This is a genomic window from Capnocytophaga leadbetteri, assembly GCF_003054025.1.
GTDB lineage: Bacteria > Bacteroidota > Bacteroidia > Flavobacteriales > Flavobacteriaceae > Capnocytophaga > Capnocytophaga leadbetteri.
Map to the genome: position 1 here is coordinate 387335 of NZ_QBKG01000001.1, position 21230 is coordinate 408564.

A 21230-nucleotide genomic window follows, 5' to 3' on the forward strand; every position below is an offset into this window, starting at 1 on the left:
AAATTTCACAAAAAAAATGCTTGTAAAATACTAACATATTAAAATAATACTTATATTTGCAGCAAATTTTTAAATAGTAATCAAATTCATTTTTAAGTATGAAGAAAATCAAAGTAACTTTATTTGCTTTAGCTGCTGCTTTCTCAGTAGGGGCTCAAGCACAAGATGAAAACAATCCTTGGCAAATAGGATTTGGAGTAAACTCCGTTGATATCCGTACCCCTAAAGATTTCGGGGATGTATTAAAAGACTGGGCAGGACCAAGCGATTTGAATATTCTTCCTGCAGTATCACGTCTTTCAGTAGGTAGATACATCGGAAAGGGCTTTTCTGCAGAACTTTCAGGGTCTCTAAACAAAATTGAGAAAGGTTATGCTTATAACAAAGACCTTGATAACAAAGTAGATCAGTCATTCTGGGCTGTAAACTTAGCAGCTCAATACCACTTGAACACTTTGTGGAGTGGTGCAAGATGGTTTGACCCATACGCTCAAGTAGGGGGAGGTTATGCAGCTATCGACAACGAAGGTAAATTCCGTACTTTAGTAGGTGCTGGTGCTAACTTCTGGTTTACTGATAATATCGGTCTTAACCTACAAACTGCTTATCACCCAACAATGAAGTCTGAGTCAACAGAAAATTATTTCCAACACGCTTTGGGAATCACTATCAAATTCGGTAAACAAGACCGCGATAACGATGGTGTAGCTGATAAAGACGATAAATGTCCAGATGTAGCTGGTAAACCAGAACTTAACGGATGTCCAGATGCTGATGGTGACGGAATTACTGATGCTGAAGACTCTTGTCCAGATGTATTCGGTCTTAAAGAATTCAACGGTTGCCCTGATACAGATGGTGACGGTATCGCTGATAAAGACGATGAGTGCCCTGAAGTAGCTGGTAAAGCAGCTCTTAAAGGTTGCCCAGATGCTGATAACGATGGTATCGCTGATAAAGATGATAAATGCCCACAACAAGCAGGTCCTAAAGAAAATAATGGTTGCCCTTGGCCAGATACAGATCGTGACGGTGTACTTGACAAAGATGACGAATGTCCAGAAGAAGCTGGCCCAGCTTCTAACAAAGGTTGTCCTGAAGTGACTCAAGAAGTACAAACTCAATTGAATAGCTTTGCAAAAACTATCCTATTTGATGTTGGTAAATCTACTATCCGTCCTGAGTCTGCTACTGTATTGAATAATATCGTTAATGTATTGAATAAATACAAAAACTCTAAATTCTCAGTAGAAGGTTATACCGATACCTCTGGTAACAAGGATAAAAATCAAAGACTTTCTGAAGATAGAGCTTACTCAGTTAAGGCTTACTTAGTAGACAAAGGTATTAATCCTGCTCGTCTTTCTGCTAAAGGTTTCGGCCCTGAAAAACCTATCGCTTCTAACAAAACTAAGAAAGGTAGAGAACTTAATCGCCGCGTTGAAATCAACTTGGTAAAATAATTTGTATCAATCTTTTTACTCCAATAAAATAAAAGACGCTGCTAATGGCAGCGTCTTTTTTTAATTAGTAATCATTCATTAAATTGTAAGCTGTTAATTGTCTATCGAATTACAACTCCAGACCCTACCAACCTCACCCGGTATTTATCAATTCTATGATGATACCGATACACTTATCTATGTAGGTAAGGCTGTTAATCTAAAAAAAAGAGTATCGTCATACTTTCAGAAGACACACGACAATGCCAAGACTCGAGTATTGGTAAAGAAAATAGTGCGTATAGAACACATAGTAGTAGCTACAGAAAGCGATGCGTTGCTATTAGAGAATAACCTTATTAAGAAATATCAGCCGCGCTATAATGTGTTGCTTAAAGACGATAAGAGCTACCCGTGGATATGTGTGAAGAAAGAACGATTTCCGAGAGTGTTTTCCACTCGCCAAATTGTTAAAGACGGTTCTCTCTATTTTGGTCCTTATACGAGTATGAAAACCGTTCACACTCTTTTAGATTTGATAAAAGAGCTCTTTCCGTTGCGCAACTGCACTTACGACTTATCTCCTCAAAATATTGCCAATCACAAGTTTAAGGTATGCTTAGAATACCATTTAAAAAACTGCAAAGGGCCTTGCGAAGGACTACAAACAGAAGAGAACTACAATAACAATATTCAGCAGATAGTAGAGATACTTAAAGGGAATTTTAAAGAAGCTCTTACCCGATTTAAAGAAGAGATGAATGTGTTAGCTGCTGAGATGCGCTTTGAAGAAGCTCACCTTATCAAACAAAAGATTACTTCTCTCGAAAACTATCAGGCAAAATCAACTATAGTGAGCAGTAAGATTAGCAATGTAGATGTGTTTTCTATTGTTTCAGATGAAGAATATGGCTATGTGAACTTTTTGCAGGTAGCATATGGGGCTATCGTGAGGGCTCATACCCTCGAAATTAAGAAAAAGTTAGAGGAAACGGATAGAGAGTTATTAGAATACGCTATTATAGACATCAGAGAGCGCTTTTATTCTACTTCTAAAGAGATTATTACGCCTTTTGAAGTAACCCTTTCAGAAGGACTGCAGCTTACTATCCCCAAAGCAGGTGAGAAAAAACAGCTGTTAGAGCTATCGGTGCGCAATGCTAAACACTTCAGACAAGAACGCTTCAAACAAGAGAAAATAGTAGACCCTGAGCGCCATATTAATCGCATTCTTACCCAAATGCAGCGCGACCTGCACCTATCAGTGCCACCGGTGCATATAGAGTGTTTTGACAACTCTAATATACAAGGTACCAATCCGGTTTCGGCTTGTGTAGTATTCAAAAATGCTAAGCCGAGTAAGAAAGATTACCGTCATTTCAATGTAAAAACAGTAGAAGGACCTAATGACTTTGCTTCTATGGAAGAGGCTGTCTATCGTCGTTATAGGCGTTTGCTTGACGAAGGACAGTCCCTGCCGCAGCTCATCATCATCGATGGGGGGAAAGGGCAATTGTCATCAGCTCTCAAAGCCCTTGAGCAGTTAGAATTAAGGGGTAAAATAGCGATTATCGGTATTGCTAAACGATTAGAAGAAATCTACTTTCCAGAAGATAGTGTGCCGCTGTACTTAGACAAACGGTCAGAAACACTGCGCGTAATTCAGCAGCTACGCGATGAGGCGCACCGCTTTGGTATTACTTTTCACCGCCAAAAGCGCAGCAAATCGGCTATAGTGTCAGAATTAGATAGTATAGAGGGAATAGGTGAAAAGACGCAAGAACTACTGCTACAGCACTTTAAGTCAGTGAAGCGCATACAAGAAGCCTCATTAGAAGATCTTACCAAAGTAATAGGTCACAGAGCCAGAAAAGTATACGAACACTTCTCTAATGGCTGATTATCAACTTTAATGTATCGTTCAAAAGTAAAGGGGTATAGGTGCTTTTCGTCAGCAACTACGTGTTCCTTACTTACTAAAGTAAAGCGGGTAAGAGGAATAGGAGGAAAGAAGACATCAGCTTCAGCAAAAGTATGATGTACGCGGGTCAGCTCGATAGCATCAGCCAAAGGAAGGGCTTGTGCGTAGATTTCGCCCCCTCCAATGATATAAGGAGAAGGGTCTATCAACAAAGCCTCGCGGATAGCCTCCTGTAGAGAGCCTACTACTATTACCCCCTCGGGGGTGTAATCTCTTTGGCGGGTGATAACTATGTGGGTGCGCTGGGGCAGCAGCTTCGGGAAAGTTTCGAAAGTCTTGCGCCCCATAATAATACAATGCCCCGTAGTAAGGTTTTTGAAATGCTTGAAGTCTTTAGGCAAGTGCCATAGTAGGTTGCTGCCCTTGCCGATAGCGTTGTCATCAGCGGCAGCAGCTATTAGGGTAATCATACGGTGCGGGTGTTAGAAGTGTCGGCAGCGTCTAATTCTTTTTTAGCTTGCTCTTTCTGCAATTCAAATTCTCTTTCTACAGCTGCTTCCATTTTTATAAGTTTCTTCTGTTGGGCAGCAATAAGCTGTTCACGTTGCTTGTCTTGCCATTTTTTTCCTAGAAAACGATTGAAGACAAACACATTCATAGCGTGCCACAACCATAAAAAAAGCCAGATAAGAGAGAGCCACAAGTACCAGTTGTACTCCACTCCGTAATCTAAGATTTTATTAGCAACAAAAAAGAAAACGCATCCTAATACAAACACGAAAAAGTGAATGTATAAGAGGCGTTTTTGTTTTAGGTAAGTTTCTGCATTTTTAAACAATTCGTATTGTTCGGGTGTCAATTGAGTGTTAGACATTTGTGTTAATTTTAAAATTTGCCGCAAAAATAAAAAAATATATTATCTTTGCAAAATATAAAATTTATAGTTATGCTTAAATCTCTTTTTTTTACCGCTGCCGTAGTGTGCTCTTCTTTTGCTTTTTCTCAAGCCTCAGGTAATGTAAATTATAAAGACAGAAGTCGTGGTAACTGGAATAACGATGGTACTACTATCGATTTTCCTCTTAATTACGAAATGGTAGTAACAGCCAAAGGCTTGGCGAATGTAAAAGCCGATGCCTTTGTAGCTATCTTTAGCGTAGTGCAAGTAGGCAAAACGGCTGAAGAAGCTACGCAACTGATGAACCAGCGTCTTTCGTCTGCCCTGTCGGCTCTTAAGGCTAAAAACTTTGAAACTTTTGTAGATATGATTTCGTTTGTGCCTATGTACGAATACGAAACCGAGAAAAAAGTGTTTAGCAAGCGTACTTATAACGAACTGCCCGTAGGCTTCGAACTCAAACAAAATCTTCATATCAAAATAAAAGAAGCCTCTCAGCTGAATGAACTCATCATCCTGCTCTCTAACAGCGAGATTTACGATTTGGTGCGAATGGATTACTACGCCAGCAATCTCGAGGCGGTAAAAAAAGAGCTGATGACCAAAGTAAAAGCAGCTTTTGCCGAAAAACAAAAGCTCTATGAAACCACCCTTGGCGAGAGCTTTGCCACTGCTGAAAAGAAAATAACCGATGGCTTTGCACAGACATCACCCTCTCAGCAATACAAGAGCTACGAAGCCTATAACAGCGCTTCATTGCAAGGCAAACGCGCAGGCAATATACTGCAAGCTAACAAATCAACAACACAGTACTACCAGCCTATCGCTGATAAAGATTTTGATGTAGTGCTTAACCCTATCATCGTCGAGCCTGCTATACAAGTCACTTATGAGATGAAAATGAGTGTCAATCGTCCTGAAAAAAACAAGAACAAAGAGGTGATGTTCTTAACACCTGCAGGCGAACTTAAAAAATTAAATCTTCCTTAAAGTAAAAACGTATTAAATAGTTATGAAAAACAGTTTAAAACTCCTTTGTTTGTTCCTCCTATTGCTTTGCGTAGGTTGTGCTTCTCCTAAGAAAATTAAAGCCCCTGAGGATTATTGTGTTCCTCCCGCATATACAATAACTTCGGATAAAGAAGCGCCTATAGAAATAGATGCTGAAGAATTTGCATTGAATAAGACGCTTTTTAAAGGAAAGTTATCTGACAGAAACATTCTTATCGCATACGCTTCTCATATCGATAAACCTTTGTTGGCACTAATAGCCTTAGACGATGACCCCTCTAGTGAAGCCCAACAAAAACGCAACACGCTGCAATTAGAAATCCATAGCAAGATTACAGCTATTTTCTCGCAGATGAATGCCGTAACCGCAGAATTAGATTGCGAAGAAGAACGGATAGACCAAATAGCGACTACCATTAGCAACCTCAATGATAAAAATATCAGCAGACTTACCGTGGCTTCCATTCTTATTGGGGCTGCCGTTTCGGTAGCAGGAGCTTATATAGCAGACGATGGCTGGGATAAAGGTATTGCCGCAGGAGGAGGAGTTTTGGGGGCGGGACTGAGTTTCCTCACCCTTAATCCAAAAGGGAAAAAGGTAATGCTAAAACACCCACGCAACTTGTTGCGCTGCTTTATGACCGAAAAGAATAATGGCGAGTTTCCTCCTTTTGTATGGTATATGATTAACGAACACCGCTTTACCAATTCAGGAGAAGGTTCTATTTTGCAGCATATGCAGCAAAGATGGGTAAAGAATCTTTTTGATAATGACAAAGAAAAGGCATTAGAAGCAGTGCTTTTCAGCGATGGAGGTATCTATTATGCAGGCGATTTGCATACCCGTGCCGAGATGTTCGACCAAATGCAGTCGGTAATACATTCACTCCATCAAAATATAGACTTTTTCATACAAGAAGTCAATATGCTGATGCTAAAAAAATAACAGCTTGATGAGAAAACTCTTTTTACTTCTATTGATAGGGGCTACACTTCCTGCTGTAGCCCAAACTTCTAAAGGACTTCTATACGTAATAGATGCCAGTTACCTCAAACAGGGGTCTACCTATGGGCAATTAGGCTTGCATTTCAATTGTTACGACAGCAATAGTATAGCACTATCAGCAGGTATTGCTGGTAACTTCCGCTCAGAGAACAAACAACTTATCGCTATCCCCGAAGCGCAATTCTCGGCGTGGATAAGAGCCGATAATGAGCGTGGAGGCTTAATTGATATTCCTGTCTTGCTCTTGCGCCCTCAACTCAATTTTTCACCTTATTACTTCGCCCCTGAAGCAGGTATACAAATCCTCATACTCTATGTAAAAGCAGGCTACGCTTTCCCTTGGGGCAAAACAAATGATAACTACCCTTTTGAAACGGGAAAATTCCGCTTTTCAGTAGGGATAAGTATACCATTAAAAATATAAAATAATATGAAAGAACAAGTAAGAAATCTTTACAATAAAGCACAAGAAAACTATCCTACACTTAAAGCACAAGTTGAAGCGCAGGTAGTGCGTTGGTTTTGGGCAGGCGGAGGCGTAGGACTCTTTTCTTTAGAGCCTTTTTATTTTGAACAAAACCATTTCTCGAAGTCTAGAATTCTTAAAGATGCTCCAGAAGATACTGACAATAAGTATCAATATGGGGTAAATGAAAAAGATGAGATTATCGTGGAACGCAGTTATAATGAGTTTGAAGGTCTATATGATGAGGAGTTCTATTTTCGTGAAGAAAAACAAATTATTAGTTATCACTTTGATTCTGCTCCTGAGAAAGAATGTATAAATACTAGGATATTCATTTATAAGGACGGACTCTTGCAATCAATCCATTCCGCATACAATAATAATACTTTGAGCGAAAGAACTATGTATTATGAGGGGAACAAACTCATCCGTCAGGAGGAAAAAGGATTAGATTATTATTTAAACCCCATTGATAATACCCTTTTCTATACCTATGACATATTGGGGAAACTCAATAGTATTACCAGCGGAACAGGCTATGTACGTTATCAGAAGAAGGATAAGAAAATAAGCTATAAAAAACTCTCGGAGAAAGTAGCTGAGCGATTTTATGCGCTATTGGTACCTACAGTTAAGGAATATTCTGTAAAAGAGCCTTTGTATTGCCTAAATATAGCATTTGATTATCAATGTGTAATGCCTCCCACCATTGGTTTTGGTACTGAAAGTCAAAGGCAAAAATGGAAAGAAACACTCGGAAAAAGAGCTAATGACCTACTCTGGAACACTGCTGACTATGAGCATACTGTAGAAATTGAAGCAGAGCAGGAAGATACCGCTCTGTTTGAACTCTTTAACCAAGAAACCGAAATGCAAGAAAAGGAAAGTGCCGCTACTAAGCTATTAGTAGCTTGTGCCAAACGTCTCAAAGAAGAATGGGCATCACTAGGCATTCCCTCTACTGATGACTTTGTAGTGGCAGTAAGCGATATAGAAGAATCTTTCTTAAAGAAAATATAACCTTACTTTTTATCTTTTTATTTTAAATGCTTTCTCTTGATAGACTAAAATATATTGAAGGTATACAAAAGTATACGAGGTTTTCAGTTGTCACCACGATTGCTATTGCGATAGTCGTGTTAGTTATTATTGTTGTAAGTCATACAGTTATAAAAGAAAAGGAGCTGTCGGACATTCTCTATTCTCCTTTTTTAATGATAACAGTTGTCGCATTATTGTTATATTGCTTTATCCTTTATCGAATAAAGCAAAGAACCCAAAGGCTACAAGAACTTATAGAACAGATGAGTGAAGAGGAATTTCAGTTCTTATTACAAGCGCAATCATCCTTGTCATTCTACGGCAAATACGCTCCTACCTTTGTAATTTGTCGTGACAGGCTCTATTTATTTACCCTCTTTGAAATCAAAGAAATTGACCCTAAAAAAGTAGAAAAAGTAGGTTATCACTATACAAGGGGAGGCAGCTTTTTGGTAGAGATTCAATCACCTGAAACTGCTAAATTGGAGGTGTATACTAGCAGCTTTCCTTATTTGAAAAGCCTTATCAGAAAGTACAATCCTAATGCTGACATAAAAGATTAAAATTGTGAATAAAAAGGTCAAAAAAATGGTTTTAATTATTCTTCTCTCTCTACTAGCCGGAATCGCTCTGGCAGCCCTTTATATCTTCCTTGTTTCGAAGTTTACATCCAGTTATGATAGAGAAATATCTCTGATATTTTTCCCTATTCCTTTTATACTAGGAGCGTGTATATTCTATTGTTTTGCCTATGATCAAAAAATAAGTGGAGCTTTTGCTGTAATCTGTACCTTTATTTTCTTTAAATTTATGATGGGTACTTTGGGAATTACTCTCTCTAAAATATACGAAAGAGCAACCCTGCCCAAGGTCTATAAAGATTATCATTATGCATCAGACTACAAGATATTTAACCTAGAAGGAAAAAAACACCTTGTGAGACTGCCTGATGATATTCATCATTTTGTAAAAGGGCTCTACCTTAACCCTCAAAACGAGCTGGTCATCTATGATAAATCAATACCAATGGACCGCGACCAGCTCTCTGTTATTAACTATATCGAGAAATACAATCCCCTAGGGGAGCGTATGCCAGAGAGTGACACACTAGAAGTGCAACAAGAGATGCCTAGTATTTTTGACGGAAATTCAGAGTGTTTCCTTAAAAAAGAAATTCTTGAACGCAAGAATATTAAACCTATGTATGTAGAAAGCTATAAAACTAAAGGAGATAAATATGAAACTATTTTGTATTTTGAGGTAAAAACTCAGCCTTATACCTTCAGATTTAAAACCAAATTTCCTTACACCAAAAATCAAAAAGAACTTTCAAAAACGCCTACAACCTATTACGAGAACGACTCTGAAATAATAGAATCTTTTGGCACGATTACCTTATGTACTAATAAACATCTCGGTTATCAACTATTACAAATAAAGGATGATATCTATATGGTAAAATAATAATTTAACAGATAGAACCACATATAATTGGGTAGTACAAAAGATATTTGTATACCCAATTTTTTATATCTTTGCACCATATAAGCAAATTATTAACTGATTTTTATGACCCTACAACAATACTTTGCTAAATACATTTCCGGAGAAACCGAGCAAATAGAAGCCCTTTGTGCCCTCTATACTAAGCACTTCTTACCGAAGAAAGAATTCCTTTTGCAAAAAGGAGAAATTTGTAAGATAGAAGCTTTTATTACTAAAGGACTGTTGCGCACTTACGATATAGACCGCAATGGCAATGAGCAAGTACTCTTCTTTGGAACTGAAGATTGGTGGGTAACCGATTTTGATAGCTTTATGCATCAAACCCCCTCAAGGCTTTACATACAAGCCTTAGAAGATAGTGAACTGCTTATTATCACTCCCGAAGATAAACAATATGCTTTTGAGCATATCCCTATTACCGAACGTCTTTTCCGCCTAATGGGGTTGCGTACCCATATCGCCTTACAACGTCGTATGATTGATATGCTGAGTAAAACTGCCGAAGAACGTTACCACGACTTCCTTACCCAATATCCACACATTGCCCATCGGCTTACTAATATACAAATGGCTGCTTATCTTGGGGTTACTCACGAGTTTGTAAGCAAGATTAGAAAAAGAATTAGCAAATTTGCTAATTAATTGAACTACTTCAATGTTTTTACTCCCTACCTGCCGTACCTTTGCACCGTGAAATAAACGTTGTAAAAGTATGGCAGTTTTTATATTAATACTCAGCATTATTCTCTTAGGAGTGCTTTTTCGCAAACGCGAAGAACATTGGCTCTCTTTTGGCAAAGACCACATCTTGCGAAAATTTGAGCAAGGTGGACGTACCTTTATCTACGAAGAAGCTTCTTTTGGAGCTTCACAAGAAACGGTGTATTATACCTATCAATTGGTATATGAACTCACTAAACGCAAAGGCTTACTAGAGAGCAAATACGATTTATACGATTTTTCTTACAACATCTTCTGTTATGAAGAAACAACCCTAAGGATATTTCGCTATGATACTTATATATACCTTATCCGCTCAGTAGGGGCTATGAGTATTGAAGAGTTTGAAAGTATAAGCCCGATAATAAGCCGTTAGTAATTAGTCCTCCCAAACTTCCCATTTTTCTTCTTCTAAATTCAACTGTCGGTGGAAATTGCGTATTTGCTCCTCATCAATACGTGGGTTCTTATTCAGTTGGTGCAATATCTCTCGCTGATGATGCAAAATAGCAACGTATTTCTTTCGCACTTCGGGGGTAGTATTGCACTTCGGCAAATCGAGTTGGTATTGCCATATATCTTTCTGATTCTGTAATAGAAAACTATCAGTTATTCCTTCTTTGTAATGCTTTTGCATATAATCTAAAGCCGATTGCGCTAATGATTTACGAATAAGACTTTCGGCTTCAGCTTCCGGAATATGGTCTTCATAATCAGGGAATTTAGCCCAACGGATAAGGGCTGGCAAACTAAGTCCTTGTACCAGTAGGGTTGCCAATATCACTATAAAAGTAATGTAGAGAATCAGGCTGCGATGCGGAAAAGGCTCGCCGTTCTCTAAAGTTAGAGGGATAGAAAGGGCTACCGCTAGTGAAAGCACCCCGCGCATTCCTGCCCACCCCAGTACCAAAGGTACCCGAAAGCCAGGGTTTCGCCTGTCGGCTACTGTGATAAAGTGTTTCATTACTTGAGTAATGAGTATAGCCCCATATGACGATAGCAGTCGTACCCCTACTACTACCCCTGTGATGAGGAGCCCATAGCTGGTAGCAGTAGTAAGACTCATTCCTTCGGCTTCTATCCCTTCGAGTACTTCAGGCAAAGCAAGTCCTATCAGCATAAAGGCAAGACCGTTGAGTATAAAACCTAAAATATCCCATACCGCTACCCCTTTGTTGCGTGTGGAGGCAGCAAAAATGCTAGTAAGGTGGAGCGACATATACATACCCCCAGCCACTACTGCCAACACTCCCGAAGCACCCATTTCGTTTGCTACAATATACATTATATAAGGTGCTATAACCGAGAGAATAACATCCATATTAGCATCGGTAGGGAGAAATTTGTGTATTTTACGCATCACCCACGCTACTGCCAAGCCTATAAGCGTTCCGCCAATAACTACCCAAACGAAATTCAAAGCCATATCCGTCCACACCAGCTGACCGGTAGTAACCACCAAAGCGGCAAACCTAAACACAATCAGGGATGAAGCATCGTTTAGCAAACTCTCGCTTTCTATTATTGTGCTGATGCGTTTGGGTACCTTTACAAACTTCATAATCGTTGAAGCACTCACCGCATCGGTAGAGCCTATCACTCCCCCTAAAAGAAATCCTAAAGCCAATGAAAATCCAGGGAATACCATATTGGCTACCCAAGCCACGGCAGCAGCTGTGATAAAAACTACTATAAAGGCAAGGCTAAAGATAATGCGTCGCCACTTCCACATCTCTTTTAGCGATAGTGAAAAAACATCGGTATATAAAAGCGGAGGCAAGAAGATGATGAGTACCAAATCGGGGTTGAGTGTAATAGCTGGCATATTAGGGATAAGACTTATCGCCAATCCTCCTAAAACTAAAAGAATAGGATATGCCACTTTAAGTCGGTTAGCCAGCATAATCAGCAGCATAATAGCCACCATTAGGAGTAATAAGTAAGGGAAATACTGCACCATAGTTCATTAATTATGAGGGTACAAAAATAGTAAAAAATACTTTTTAATCATAATTGATAAGTATTTTTATATCTTTGCACCAACAAATAGTAAATTAATTTTTAAAATAGATTTTATGAAAAAGATAAATAAGTTAGCCTTAGGTCTTGTCCTTGCCCTTATAGGGTGCAGTACTCAAAAACAAGCCTCTTCTTCTACCTTATCTGAGGTAAGTCGTTGGACGGGTGAATATGGAGGAGTTGATAAGATTTATGACGACCAACTTTTTTTCTTTATGAAAAGAAACAACCCCTAATTTTAAACAGTTGTATGTTCAAATTTATGTTTTTGCACTTTGATAAATATCATTTAAATAATTTTAATCATTTTTACAATTTCTAAAATTTATAAACTTATGGAATGGATTTTTGACGGAATAGGAACTGCAATTATAACACTGATTCTTGGTTTATTAGTAGGAGGAACAGTGGGATATAAAATAGGCATTAATAAGAATATTGTTAGACAGAAACAGAAAGCTGGCAATAATTCTTCACAGATACAAGTAGGGAGGGACTATAATGGGAAGTAAACAAGTTCAAGAAGCTGGTGACAATTCTCAGCAATTGCAAGCAAATAATATGATTGTCAATCTAGGTATTGATGAGAAAAGAGCAAGGGAAATCTGTCAGGAAATGATATTACAGTTGAAAAATAAGTATACAGAGGAAGCTCTTAAAGTTGCAGAATCAAGAGTCTCAGAATTCGAAGACAAACTTCTGCCTAAAATGAAAGCAATAGATGGTGCTTTGGAAGCTTTTGCAGATCCAAGTTTTCAATTACTGCTCGTAGAAGCCCAAAAAACAGCAGCTTCTACAGAAAGGCCTGCTGATTATGACCTTTTATCAGAACTATTAGTTCATCGTTTTCAGAATGGGACTGATAGAAATACACGAGCTGGAATTACACGAGCTGTTAAAATAGTTGATGAAATATCAGATGAAGCATTACTTGGTTTAACTGTTTTTCATGCTGTAACTTGTATTGAGCCTGTGACTGGAGTTATCGAAGAGGGATTGGATATTCTAAATGATTTATTCGGTAAATTAATCTATGCTACACTTCCTAATGGGAATAAATGGCTTGATCATTTAGATATTTTAAGCACTATAAGAGTTATTAATCTTGTAAGGTTACCAAAGATGGAAGACCATTATTCTGAACAATTCGCTGGTTATATGGATGTTGGGATAAAAAAGTACTCTCAAGAATTCTATAGAGCTATTGAATTACTTAATAGCAACAATTTGCCTAATATATTAATTGAACACGAATTAAATACTGACTATGTCAGATTATGTGTTCTTAATAAAAATGACATTGATCCTACAAAATTAACACATCTTAGCTCTAATAATACTGTAATTTCTTTGACTGATATTCAAAAAAATGCAATTAGGTCTATATATGATTTATATAAGCAAGATGCGGCGATAAGACAGGAAAATGTAAATAAATTTATGAAAGAATGGAACAAACGGACAAATTTAAAAATCCTTAGAGAATGGTGGAATAATATTGAATACCTGATGCAATTGACCTCTGTTGGAAAAGTATTAGCACATGCAAATGCTCAAAGATGTGATAAAAGGTTACCTCCTCTAAATCACTGAATGAATTAAAGTATATTCTCACAAGAAGCTTATTCTTCTTAAAGTAAAGTGAAAGTCCTCATCCACCCAAAGCTACACGCTCATCTGGTTAATTTCAAGACTTCAGAAGCGTGGTCAGATTTGGTTTCGGATGATGCTTAGCAACTAGCAATTTGCTCATAAATCACTAAGAATATACATTCTCTTCCACCGAACGATGAGCGAACGATGAGCGAAGGATAAGCGAAGGAAAGTCGGCGAGCTGGCGCAGCCGAGTATGTGACGAACGATAATTACACATCGCTCTCAGCAGACCAGAAGTCATCATCACTAAAACCTACTAAATAAGCCTTGCGTTTAGCGCGGGTCAGCGCAGTGTAAAGCCAGCGGTAATAGCTCTCATCAATTACATAATCAGGGGGAAGGTAGGGCTTTTCGATAAAGACAACGTCCCATTGCCCCCCCTGACTTTTATGGCAGGTTAGGGCATAGGCAAACTTCACCTGTAAAGCGTTGTAATAAGGGTTTTGCTTCAGTTGCTGGTACTGCTGATGGGTAGAGGGAGCCTCGGCGTATTCGCTTAGCACCTCTTCATACAGCGATTGGCTTTGGGCAGGGCTAAGGGCAGCCGAGTCAGAAGTGAGGGTGTCGAGGAGGACAACCGTATCAAAAGGCGGTTGGTCGGGGTAGTCGATAAGCTGGGCGGTAATCTCGGCAAAGCGAAAGCCGTAGTTTTCGTAAAAACCGAGTATCTCTACTACCTCTATAGTGTCGCCATTGGCAATAAAGCTGATTTTAGGGTTGTCTTTGCACCAAAAATAATTGTTTTTAACAACCATTAGCAGGTCGCCAACCTCTATTTCGTCTTCAGCCTCAAGGATAATACGTCGCACTTGTTGATTCCAATCCACAGCTCGCTTATTAGCGCGCACTATAATAGTGGTTTCGTCAGAACCATAATTATCATAAGCCTCGACGAGAGCTTCTTGTATTTCCTCACCATTGTAGAGGCGTATAAGGTCAGCCGATTTGCCTATTCTGAATTGAAAATAAGGCTGAGAGGTGTTGCCAAAAATAGTTTTGCGTAGGGCAGTAGCATTGCGCAAGATACCCGAGCGGCGGCGTTGCCGCACCACATCGGTTAGCTGTGTGCTGACCACTTCCTTTTGGTATTGGTATTCTAAGTGGGCTATATTGAGGGCAGGACTACCGTGGGTGTGTACAGGGGGCAGCTGGGCGGCATCGCCTATAAGCAGCAGCTTGCAGTCGGTGCCTGAATAGACGAAGCGCATCAGGTCGTCTAATAGCGAGCGACTGCCGAATGCTCCGTCATTATCGGCAATCATAGAAGCCTCATCGACGATAAAGAGCGTGCGCTGTGCCTTATTAGGGCGGAGGGTAAAAGCCAGTTCGCTCCCTTCGGCGCGGTGGTAATAGATGTACTTGTGAATGGTAAAAGCCGGTTGACGGGTGAAGAAGGTCATCACTTTGGCAGCTCTACCAGTGGGAGCGAGCAGCACAGAATGGTGCGAAATGAGTGGCAAAGCGGCGATGAGGGCGTTAGTAATAGAAGTTTTTCCGGTACCGGCAAAACCTTTCAGCAGGAAGAGTTTTTCGGCGGCCTTAGGGTCGAATAAGTATGAGCTAAAAAGCTGTAAGGCAGTGTGTTGCGAGGGTGTTGGCGTGTGCGAAAACGCTTGCAAAAGGGCTTGAAAAAAGGTGTTTTCGGTCATAGGAAAATAGAGTTTCGAGAGCAAAGTTATAAAAAAAAGTTAAAATAATTTTTTAGTTTGAAAAAAAGATTGTAGTTTTGCGCAATACCAGTCAAAAAGATGTATTATTAATTATAGTATTAAAACGATGAAAAAAATTGTAACTATTGCATTTTGGGCATTAGGTTTAGTATTTTGCTACCTAATTTATAGGTCAGTTACAGGACCTATTGAGTTTAACAAAGTAAAAACCGAGCGTTATACTGAGGTGATTAAAAAGCTGAAAGATATTCGTGCGGCACAAGACGCTTACCTACGCATCAACGGTAAGTACGCCGACAATTTCGACCAGCTAACTAACTTTATTGAAAACGCTCAGTTTACTATTACTTCGCAACGCGATACCAGTTGGACAGCTTTTGATAAGACGTTCAATATCGAGGTAATGCGCCAAGGGGTTCGCATCGATACTTTGGGCTATGTGAAAGTGAAAGACTCTTTGTTTAAAGATTCTGATCGCTACAAAACTTTGCGCTACGTACCTAAGTTTACTAAAGACGAAGCACCTCTTTTATTCACTATGAAAACAGGTGAAATAAAAGACAAAAACAACGTTGTGTCTTCTGTTTTTGAAGTGTACGTATCTAAAAGAGATGTCCTAAAAGGGCTTGACAAGGACTTAGTAGACAAAGAAGTAGTGAAAAACTCAGTAGATGATGTGAAAGGCGAAAATATAAAAGTCGGCTCTCTCGAAGAAATCACTGTTAATGGTAACTGGCCAACTTCTTATGACGCAAAAATTGCAAAACAATAATGAATTAAACAGCTACTTTAAGGAATTGTCCATTCAAATAAACTTGGATGGACTTTCTTTTTGTGTCTTTAATCCGGTGCTGAATTATGTAGAGGCTATTTACAATTTCCCAATGAACTTCAGCTACAAAACACCTCAAGAAATAGAGCGACAGATACACGAGGTAATAGAGGGCGAGACTGATTTGCGGCAGGACTTCGATAATATAAGGGTACTGCATAACTCGCCTAACTTTGCCCTGATTCCGCAGCCGCTCTGTGGCAGAAAAGAGGAGATGATAGAGTATCTGAAGTACAGCATAGATGTAACCGATGTGCCAGCGCGTGCGGTAGAGATAGACAAAATCCCTTCGATAGAAACGGTTAATGCTTATCTGCCTAATGCAATGGTTAATAACGCTTTGCTGTCGTATTATGGGCGCTTCGACTATCAGCATTTTGCAACCTCGCTACTGAAGATGTTTCTAAAGCACTACGCCTCGCACGATTATGAGATGATGTATATTTATGCCGAAGTGGGGTCGTTTTACTTTGTAACTTTCAAGGGTAGGCGGTTGCATTACTTCAATCGATTTAGTTATGAAACGATTGAAGATTTCTTATACTACATACTTTTCTCAATAGAACAATTGGAGATTGATACTGAGCAGGTGGCACTATATATTACGGGTGAGTTAGACCCTACCTCGCTGTTTTACAGCAAAGTGCGTAGGTATGTGAAGTATATTTACCTGCTGAAGTATCACAAAGAACACTATGTATATGGAATGGACGAAGAGCTTATCAGGCGTAACTTTGTGCTGACCCAATCATTTTAAAACTTACTAATGAAACTATCAAACGTATTAAGTCTTTCATTTCAGTTGTTTAAGACTACTTTTTTAACACATCTGTTAGGCTGTTTGCTCCTTTTTGGGGCACTTTTGGGGCTGTATTGGTTTTTAGCTCCTGTTATTTTCGGAATGCCTTTAGAGGAAGTCGCACAACTGTCAAAACAGCCTGAAAAGATAGCTGCTCTTGTAAACAATGGCGGTTTTGCTATCAAATTATCGCTTTTTCTGCTGTTGGTAGATGGTATTGTAACGCCTTTTACTACCGGTATGTACAAGAATTACAGGTCAGTGCAGCGCAATGAGGCAGCTACCATAGGGCAGCTGTTTAGCTTCTATCGCTCTACCTACACCGGCAGGATACTTAGTTATGTGTTGCTGCTTACGGCGCTGAAGAGTGTTGCTTTTGTAGGGATAGGCGCTTTAGGGCTTCCGGCATTTGCTTTGGCTACCGTTACGGTAATGTCGATTGTGTTTGTGCTTACTTTGCCTATCATCATTTTTGAAGACCAACCGCTGCTCAGGGCTATGGGTAATAGCTATAAGCGCACGGTACCTGTCATTTTTACAGTGATGCTCGCCTTAATCTTAGGAGGGCTTGTCAGTCTTTTAGGGGCTTTTGTGTTTGGCATAGGTATTGTAGTTACCTTCCCAATGCTATACGCAGTGATTTACAGCCTTTATACTAATAGTGTAACCCATTAAAAAACATTAAAATATGTCATTCTCAAACGTTTTCGATTTTGCAGGACAACTCTATAAGAAAGCCCTGCTTGTACACACTATAGGCATGTTGCTGCTTACGGTAGTAATTATGTTACTGATGTTTATAGGTATACCTTTGCTGATGTCTTTTCATTATGATGAGATGCTTATTAATGCAAAAGATAATCCTTTCTATGTAGCAGAATTGATGTCTTCGCCCCTTATGCTTGCTAAAATCTCTCTTATGTCATTAGTAGTAGGGGTGTTAGTGGCGCCTTTATCAGCTGGTTTTTACCAGAACTTAGATGCGATTGCAAAAGGAGGTCAGTCAGATTTTGCTAATTTATTTATGCACTATAATTCTCCTTACACAGGGCGTATAATGCTTTGCACCCTGATATTAGGGGTAGTTAATGGAGGGATATCAATACTGATGAACGTAGTAGGTATACCGCTCTTAGACAGTCTTCTTTCTTTTTTTATAAATATAGTGTTTTGCTTAGGCCTCCCGATTATCATCTTTGAAAATCAGTCAGTTACTGATGCACTAAAAGGTAGTTATGAGCGTGTCATAGCCTCTTTTGGTACGGTTTTGGGAGTGCTATTAGTAGGGTTTCTCATTGCTGTGTTGGGGGTATTAGCGTGCTGTGTGGGGTTATTCTTTACCGTACCTTTCTTATATGCAGCAACTTATGCTATATACGATGCTTGCAAAGCAAAACCAAAAGTATCAGAATATTAAAACAGGAATTAATAAAATAATATATATGAAGAAAACTCTTTTATTAGGTATATTGGCTGTAGGTAGCCTTACCTTAAACAGCTGTAATGAGTTACAGCAGGTGCTTAGCCAAACGGCGCAAAGTGGTAGCCTTAATGTAGCTGGCGGACTTAAGCAAGCGTTAGAATTAGGCGTGAGTGCAGGTGTAGATGCCTTGAGCAAAGATGGTGGCTATTTCAAAGACCAAGCAGTGCGTATCTTATTGCCCGAAGAACTACAAAAAGTAGATAAAACCTTGCGCTCTATAGGGCTCGGCTCATTAGCCGACCAAGGGCTAAAAGTGCTAAACGAAGCAGCAGAGAATGCAGTAAGTCAAGCAAAACCTATCTTTCTTTCAGCTATACAAAATATGACCTTTTCCGATGCTATGAACATTCTAAAAGGTGATAATACGGCTGCTACTACTTATCTGAAGAACTCTACTTCTTCGGCTTTGGTAAGTGCTTTTTCACCAAAAATACAAGAGTCGCTTAGCAAAGTAGGTGCTGATAAGGTGTGGGAGAACATTATCAGCAAGTACAACCAAATACCTTTAGTAAAACCGATAGAGGCAAATCTCACTCAGTATGTTACTACCCAAGCCATCAATGGGCTTTTCACTAAAATAGGCGATAAAGAGAAGGAAATACGCACCAATGTAGCGGCTCGTACTACTCCTCTGCTACAATCGGTATTTGCTATGCAAGACAGTAAGTAGTTTTTTATTAATTTTTTAATTATGAATTTAGATGAAGGCTACCTAAGAGATTGGGTAGCCTTAAGATATTAATCACTTTATTATGTTTCATACTCCTTACGAGGCTGCTCCTTTTTCGCAATTTACAGCCTTTGATTATCTGCCAGCTATTCAGACCGCTATTAATGATAGTTTAGCAGAAATACAAAAAATCAGCAAAAACTACAAACCTGCCACTTTTGAAAATACTATACTTCCTTTAGCTTATAATGACTTGCGCTTAGAGCGGCTTACCTCTATGTTCTTTAATTTGAACAGTGCCGCTACTACTCCTGAACTACAAGCACAAGCACAACTTATCTCGCCTCTGCTTAGTGAATACACTAATGATGTGAGGCTTAACGCTGTACTCTTTAAACGGATAAAAGCTATATACAGAAAACGGGAGAAACTATCTCTAACAGCCGAGCAATGTACCTTGGTAGAGAAAATGTATCATAACTTTATGCGCAATGGGGTGCACCTACGCCAACGCAAAATTCGCCTGCGCGAAATAGACAGAGATTTAGCAGCGCTTAAGCTAAAATTTTCAGAGAACTTATTGGCTGAAAACCAGCTTTTTTTCATACATATCACTAACCCTATAGAGGTAACGGGGCTACCCGATTATGCTCTTCAAATGGCAACTGCTGAAGCAGCAAAACGCAAGTTAGAGGGCTGGGTTTTTACCCTTGACTTTCCGCTCTATACTGCTGTGATGAAGTATGCTGATAACCGAGAATTGCGCCGGAAACTCTTCATAGCTTATCACAAAAGAGGCGCTAATGACAATGAGTATAATAATGAGGAAATAGTATGGCAAATCAGTTTGCTACGCCGTGAGCGGGCGCGCTTATTAGGGTATGAGAATTACGCTACCTTTGTGCTTGAAGACCGTATGGCAGAAAGCCCTCAGCAGGTAAACGACTTTCTACAATCGCTGTTAGAGCAAGCCTTGCCTTTAGCCAAACAAGAACTAAAAACACTGCGTATATTCTCTAAAATAGATGATTTTCAGCAATGGGACTTTCCTTATTATGCCGAAAAGCTCAAACAAGAGGAATATCAGATAGATGACCAGCAGTTAAAACCCTATTTGGCTCTCGATAAAGCGGTACAAGGGATGTTCGCAGTCGCTAATAAGCTATACGGACTGCACTTTGCGCTTACTGATGAGGTCGAGAAGTATCACCAAGAGGTACAAACTTATAAGGTAACTGATGCCGAGGGCAATTATGTAGCATTGCTCTACACTGATTTTTTCCCTCGTGCAGGCAAACGCAATGGTGCTTGGATGACCACTTTCAAAGACCAATATATCGACCTACAAGGCAACGATTCGCGCCCTCATATATCAATAGTCTGCAACTTTACCCGTCCAACGGCTACAGAGCCCTCTCTGCTCACATTTAATGAGCTTACGACTCTCTTCCACGAGTTCGGACACGCGCTTCACGGAATGCTCTCGCACGTAACCTATCCCAGCCTAAGTGGTACTAATGTAGCTCGCGACTTTGTCGAACTACCCAGCCAGTTGATGGAAAATTGGTGTTATGAAGAGGAAACTCTGCGACTATTTGCAACGCATTACCAAACGGGCGAACCTCTACCTATGGAGTGGGTACACCGCATAAAAAAAGCGCAAAAGTTTATGGAGGGACTCCTAACGGTGCGTCAGTTGGTTTTTGGTATTCTCGATATGGCTTGGCACAGTGTCAAGTATGCCGATGAAATACGAAGCACCAAGGGCTTTGAGCACTCTCTATCACTACCACAGATGTTCCCACCTATTGAAGAGATTTGTATATCTACAGGCTTTTCACATATCTTCAGCGGAGGCTATGCCGCAGGTTATTACAGCTACAAATGGGCAGAAGTATTAGAAAAAGAAGCTTTTGGTATATTCGAAGCAGCTGGTATTTTTAACCCCGAAGTAGCCACTCGTTTCCGGAAAGAAATATTAGAGAAAGGCAGCAGCGAGAAAGAAATGACCTTGTTTAAAAGGTTTAAACAATAAAAGTATATAGTAAGGCATAAAAAAGCTACCAATTATTGGTAGCTTTTTTTATGCC

Annotated in this window: 23 protein-coding genes; 19 read left to right on the forward strand and 4 right to left on the reverse strand. The window is 39.5% G+C overall.

The genetic code is table 11. The features are described from left to right. The first annotated feature begins 98 nt into the window (after nt 1–98). Nucleotides 99–1463 carry an OmpA family protein gene (locus tag C8P65_RS01910; protein ID WP_107780827.1) on the forward strand — a complete coding sequence of 455 codons (1365 nt, stop codon included), beginning with the start codon at nt 99–101 and terminating at the stop codon, nt 1461–1463. A 97-nt stretch (nt 1464–1560) separates the two neighbouring features. Beyond that, complete coding sequence (gene uvrC, locus C8P65_RS01915) at nt 1561–3342, forward strand: excinuclease ABC subunit UvrC (protein WP_107780829.1); 1782 nt, start codon at nt 1561–1563, stop codon at nt 3340–3342. Here the strand turns inward: uvrC and C8P65_RS01920 are convergent. Further along, a complete protein-coding gene (locus tag C8P65_RS01920; protein ID WP_107780831.1) occupies nt 3300–3833 on the reverse strand; it encodes a dihydrofolate reductase in 534 nt (177 codons plus the stop codon). The genes uvrC and C8P65_RS01920 overlap by 43 nt on opposite strands. Then, nucleotides 3830–4237 (reverse strand): 2TM domain-containing protein, encoded by a 408-nt coding sequence (locus C8P65_RS01925; protein ID WP_095913327.1) that lies wholly within the window; start codon nt 4235–4237, stop codon nt 3830–3832. The genes C8P65_RS01920 and C8P65_RS01925 overlap by 4 nt, the downstream gene beginning before the upstream one ends. 72 nt (nt 4238–4309) lie before the next feature. On the opposite strand from C8P65_RS01925, the gene C8P65_RS01930 reads away from it, so the two are divergent. The 8 genes from C8P65_RS01930 to C8P65_RS01965 all read left to right on the forward strand — a co-directional run bounded on the left by C8P65_RS01930 (nt 4310) and on the right by C8P65_RS01965 (nt 10387). Then, entirely contained in the window at nt 4310–5251 is a 942-nt protein-coding gene (locus tag C8P65_RS01930) for an SIMPL domain-containing protein (protein ID WP_107781152.1), read from the forward strand. Between the two features lie 22 nt (nt 5252–5273). Next, the gene (locus C8P65_RS01935) at nt 5274–6218 is read left to right on the forward strand and encodes a hypothetical protein (protein WP_107780833.1); all 945 of its coding nucleotides are present in this window, start codon (nt 5274–5276) and stop codon (nt 6216–6218) included. A 7-nt stretch (nt 6219–6225) separates the two neighbouring features. Beyond that, complete coding sequence (locus C8P65_RS01940; RefSeq protein ID WP_107780835.1) at nt 6226–6702, forward strand: hypothetical protein; 477 nt, start codon at nt 6226–6228, stop codon at nt 6700–6702. 6 nt (nt 6703–6708) lie between these two features. After that, complete coding sequence (locus C8P65_RS01945; RefSeq protein ID WP_107780837.1) at nt 6709–7764, forward strand: hypothetical protein; 1056 nt, start codon at nt 6709–6711, stop codon at nt 7762–7764. A 284-nt stretch (nt 7765–8048) separates the two neighbouring features. Next, a complete protein-coding gene (locus tag C8P65_RS01950) occupies nt 8049–8348 on the forward strand; it encodes a hypothetical protein (RefSeq protein ID WP_146162907.1) in 300 nt (99 codons plus the stop codon). A gap of 25 nt (nt 8349–8373) precedes the next feature. Continuing rightward, nucleotides 8374–9249, forward strand: coding sequence for a hypothetical protein (locus tag C8P65_RS01955; RefSeq protein ID WP_245887279.1), 876 nt, complete (start codon nt 8374–8376; stop codon nt 9247–9249). A gap of 105 nt (nt 9250–9354) precedes the next feature. Next, nucleotides 9355–9933 (forward strand): Crp/Fnr family transcriptional regulator, encoded by a 579-nt coding sequence (locus C8P65_RS01960; protein WP_107780843.1) that lies wholly within the window; start codon nt 9355–9357, stop codon nt 9931–9933. A 70-nt stretch (nt 9934–10003) separates the two neighbouring features. After that, on the forward strand, nt 10004–10387 hold the full coding sequence (locus C8P65_RS01965) for a hypothetical protein (RefSeq protein ID WP_107780845.1): 384 nt from the start codon (nt 10004–10006) through the stop codon (nt 10385–10387). Nucleotides 10388–10390: 3 nt separating this feature from the next. Here C8P65_RS01965 and C8P65_RS01970 read toward each other — a convergent pair whose 3' ends face one another. Continuing rightward, nucleotides 10391–11971, reverse strand: a complete 1581-nt coding sequence (locus C8P65_RS01970) for a Na+/H+ antiporter (protein ID WP_107780847.1) — start codon at nt 11969–11971, stop codon at nt 10391–10393. Nucleotides 11972–12086: 115 nt separating this feature from the next. Between C8P65_RS01970 and C8P65_RS01975 the strand changes: the two genes are divergently transcribed. The 3 genes from C8P65_RS01975 (at nt 12087) to C8P65_RS01980 (ending at nt 13623) form a co-directional block, all read left to right on the forward strand. Next, nucleotides 12087–12266 (forward strand): hypothetical protein, encoded by a 180-nt coding sequence (locus C8P65_RS01975; RefSeq protein WP_107780849.1) that lies wholly within the window; start codon nt 12087–12089, stop codon nt 12264–12266. A 99-nt stretch (nt 12267–12365) separates the two neighbouring features. After that, a complete protein-coding gene (locus C8P65_RS12035) occupies nt 12366–12542 on the forward strand; it encodes a hypothetical protein (RefSeq protein WP_164997600.1) in 177 nt (58 codons plus the stop codon). Further along, a complete protein-coding gene (locus C8P65_RS01980; protein ID WP_107780851.1) occupies nt 12532–13623 on the forward strand; it encodes an LPO_1073/Vpar_1526 family protein in 1092 nt (363 codons plus the stop codon). Before C8P65_RS12035 ends, C8P65_RS01980 begins: the two co-directional genes overlap by 11 nt. Before the next feature lie 272 nt (nt 13624–13895). Here C8P65_RS01980 and C8P65_RS01985 read toward each other — a convergent pair whose 3' ends face one another. Then, nucleotides 13896–15335, reverse strand: a complete 1440-nt coding sequence (locus C8P65_RS01985) for an ATP-dependent DNA helicase (RefSeq protein ID WP_107780853.1) — start codon at nt 15333–15335, stop codon at nt 13896–13898. Nucleotides 15336–15462: 127 nt separating this feature from the next. Between C8P65_RS01985 and C8P65_RS01990 the strand changes: the two genes are divergently transcribed. The 6 genes from C8P65_RS01990 (at nt 15463) to C8P65_RS02015 (ending at nt 21175) form a co-directional block, all read left to right on the forward strand. Next, the gene (locus tag C8P65_RS01990) at nt 15463–16128 is read left to right on the forward strand and encodes a hypothetical protein (protein WP_009390490.1); all 666 of its coding nucleotides are present in this window, start codon (nt 15463–15465) and stop codon (nt 16126–16128) included. After that, on the forward strand, nt 16103–16945 hold the full coding sequence (locus tag C8P65_RS01995) for a DUF3822 family protein (protein WP_107780855.1): 843 nt from the start codon (nt 16103–16105) through the stop codon (nt 16943–16945). Before C8P65_RS01990 ends, C8P65_RS01995 begins: the two co-directional genes overlap by 26 nt. A 9-nt stretch (nt 16946–16954) precedes the next feature. Beyond that, nucleotides 16955–17662, forward strand: coding sequence for a beta-carotene 15,15'-monooxygenase (locus C8P65_RS02000; RefSeq protein ID WP_107780857.1), 708 nt, complete (start codon nt 16955–16957; stop codon nt 17660–17662). Between the two features lie 13 nt (nt 17663–17675). Next, the gene (locus C8P65_RS02005; protein ID WP_107780859.1) at nt 17676–18404 is read left to right on the forward strand and encodes a hypothetical protein; all 729 of its coding nucleotides are present in this window, start codon (nt 17676–17678) and stop codon (nt 18402–18404) included. Between the two features lie 25 nt (nt 18405–18429). Then, nucleotides 18430–19140, forward strand: a complete 711-nt coding sequence (locus C8P65_RS02010) for a DUF4197 domain-containing protein (protein ID WP_107781154.1) — start codon at nt 18430–18432, stop codon at nt 19138–19140. An 82-nt stretch (nt 19141–19222) separates the two neighbouring features. Further along, nucleotides 19223–21175: a M3 family metallopeptidase gene (locus C8P65_RS02015; protein WP_107780861.1), complete on the forward strand. Its 1953-nt coding sequence runs from the start codon at nt 19223–19225 to the stop codon at nt 21173–21175. Nucleotides 21176–21230 lie beyond the last annotated feature (55 nt).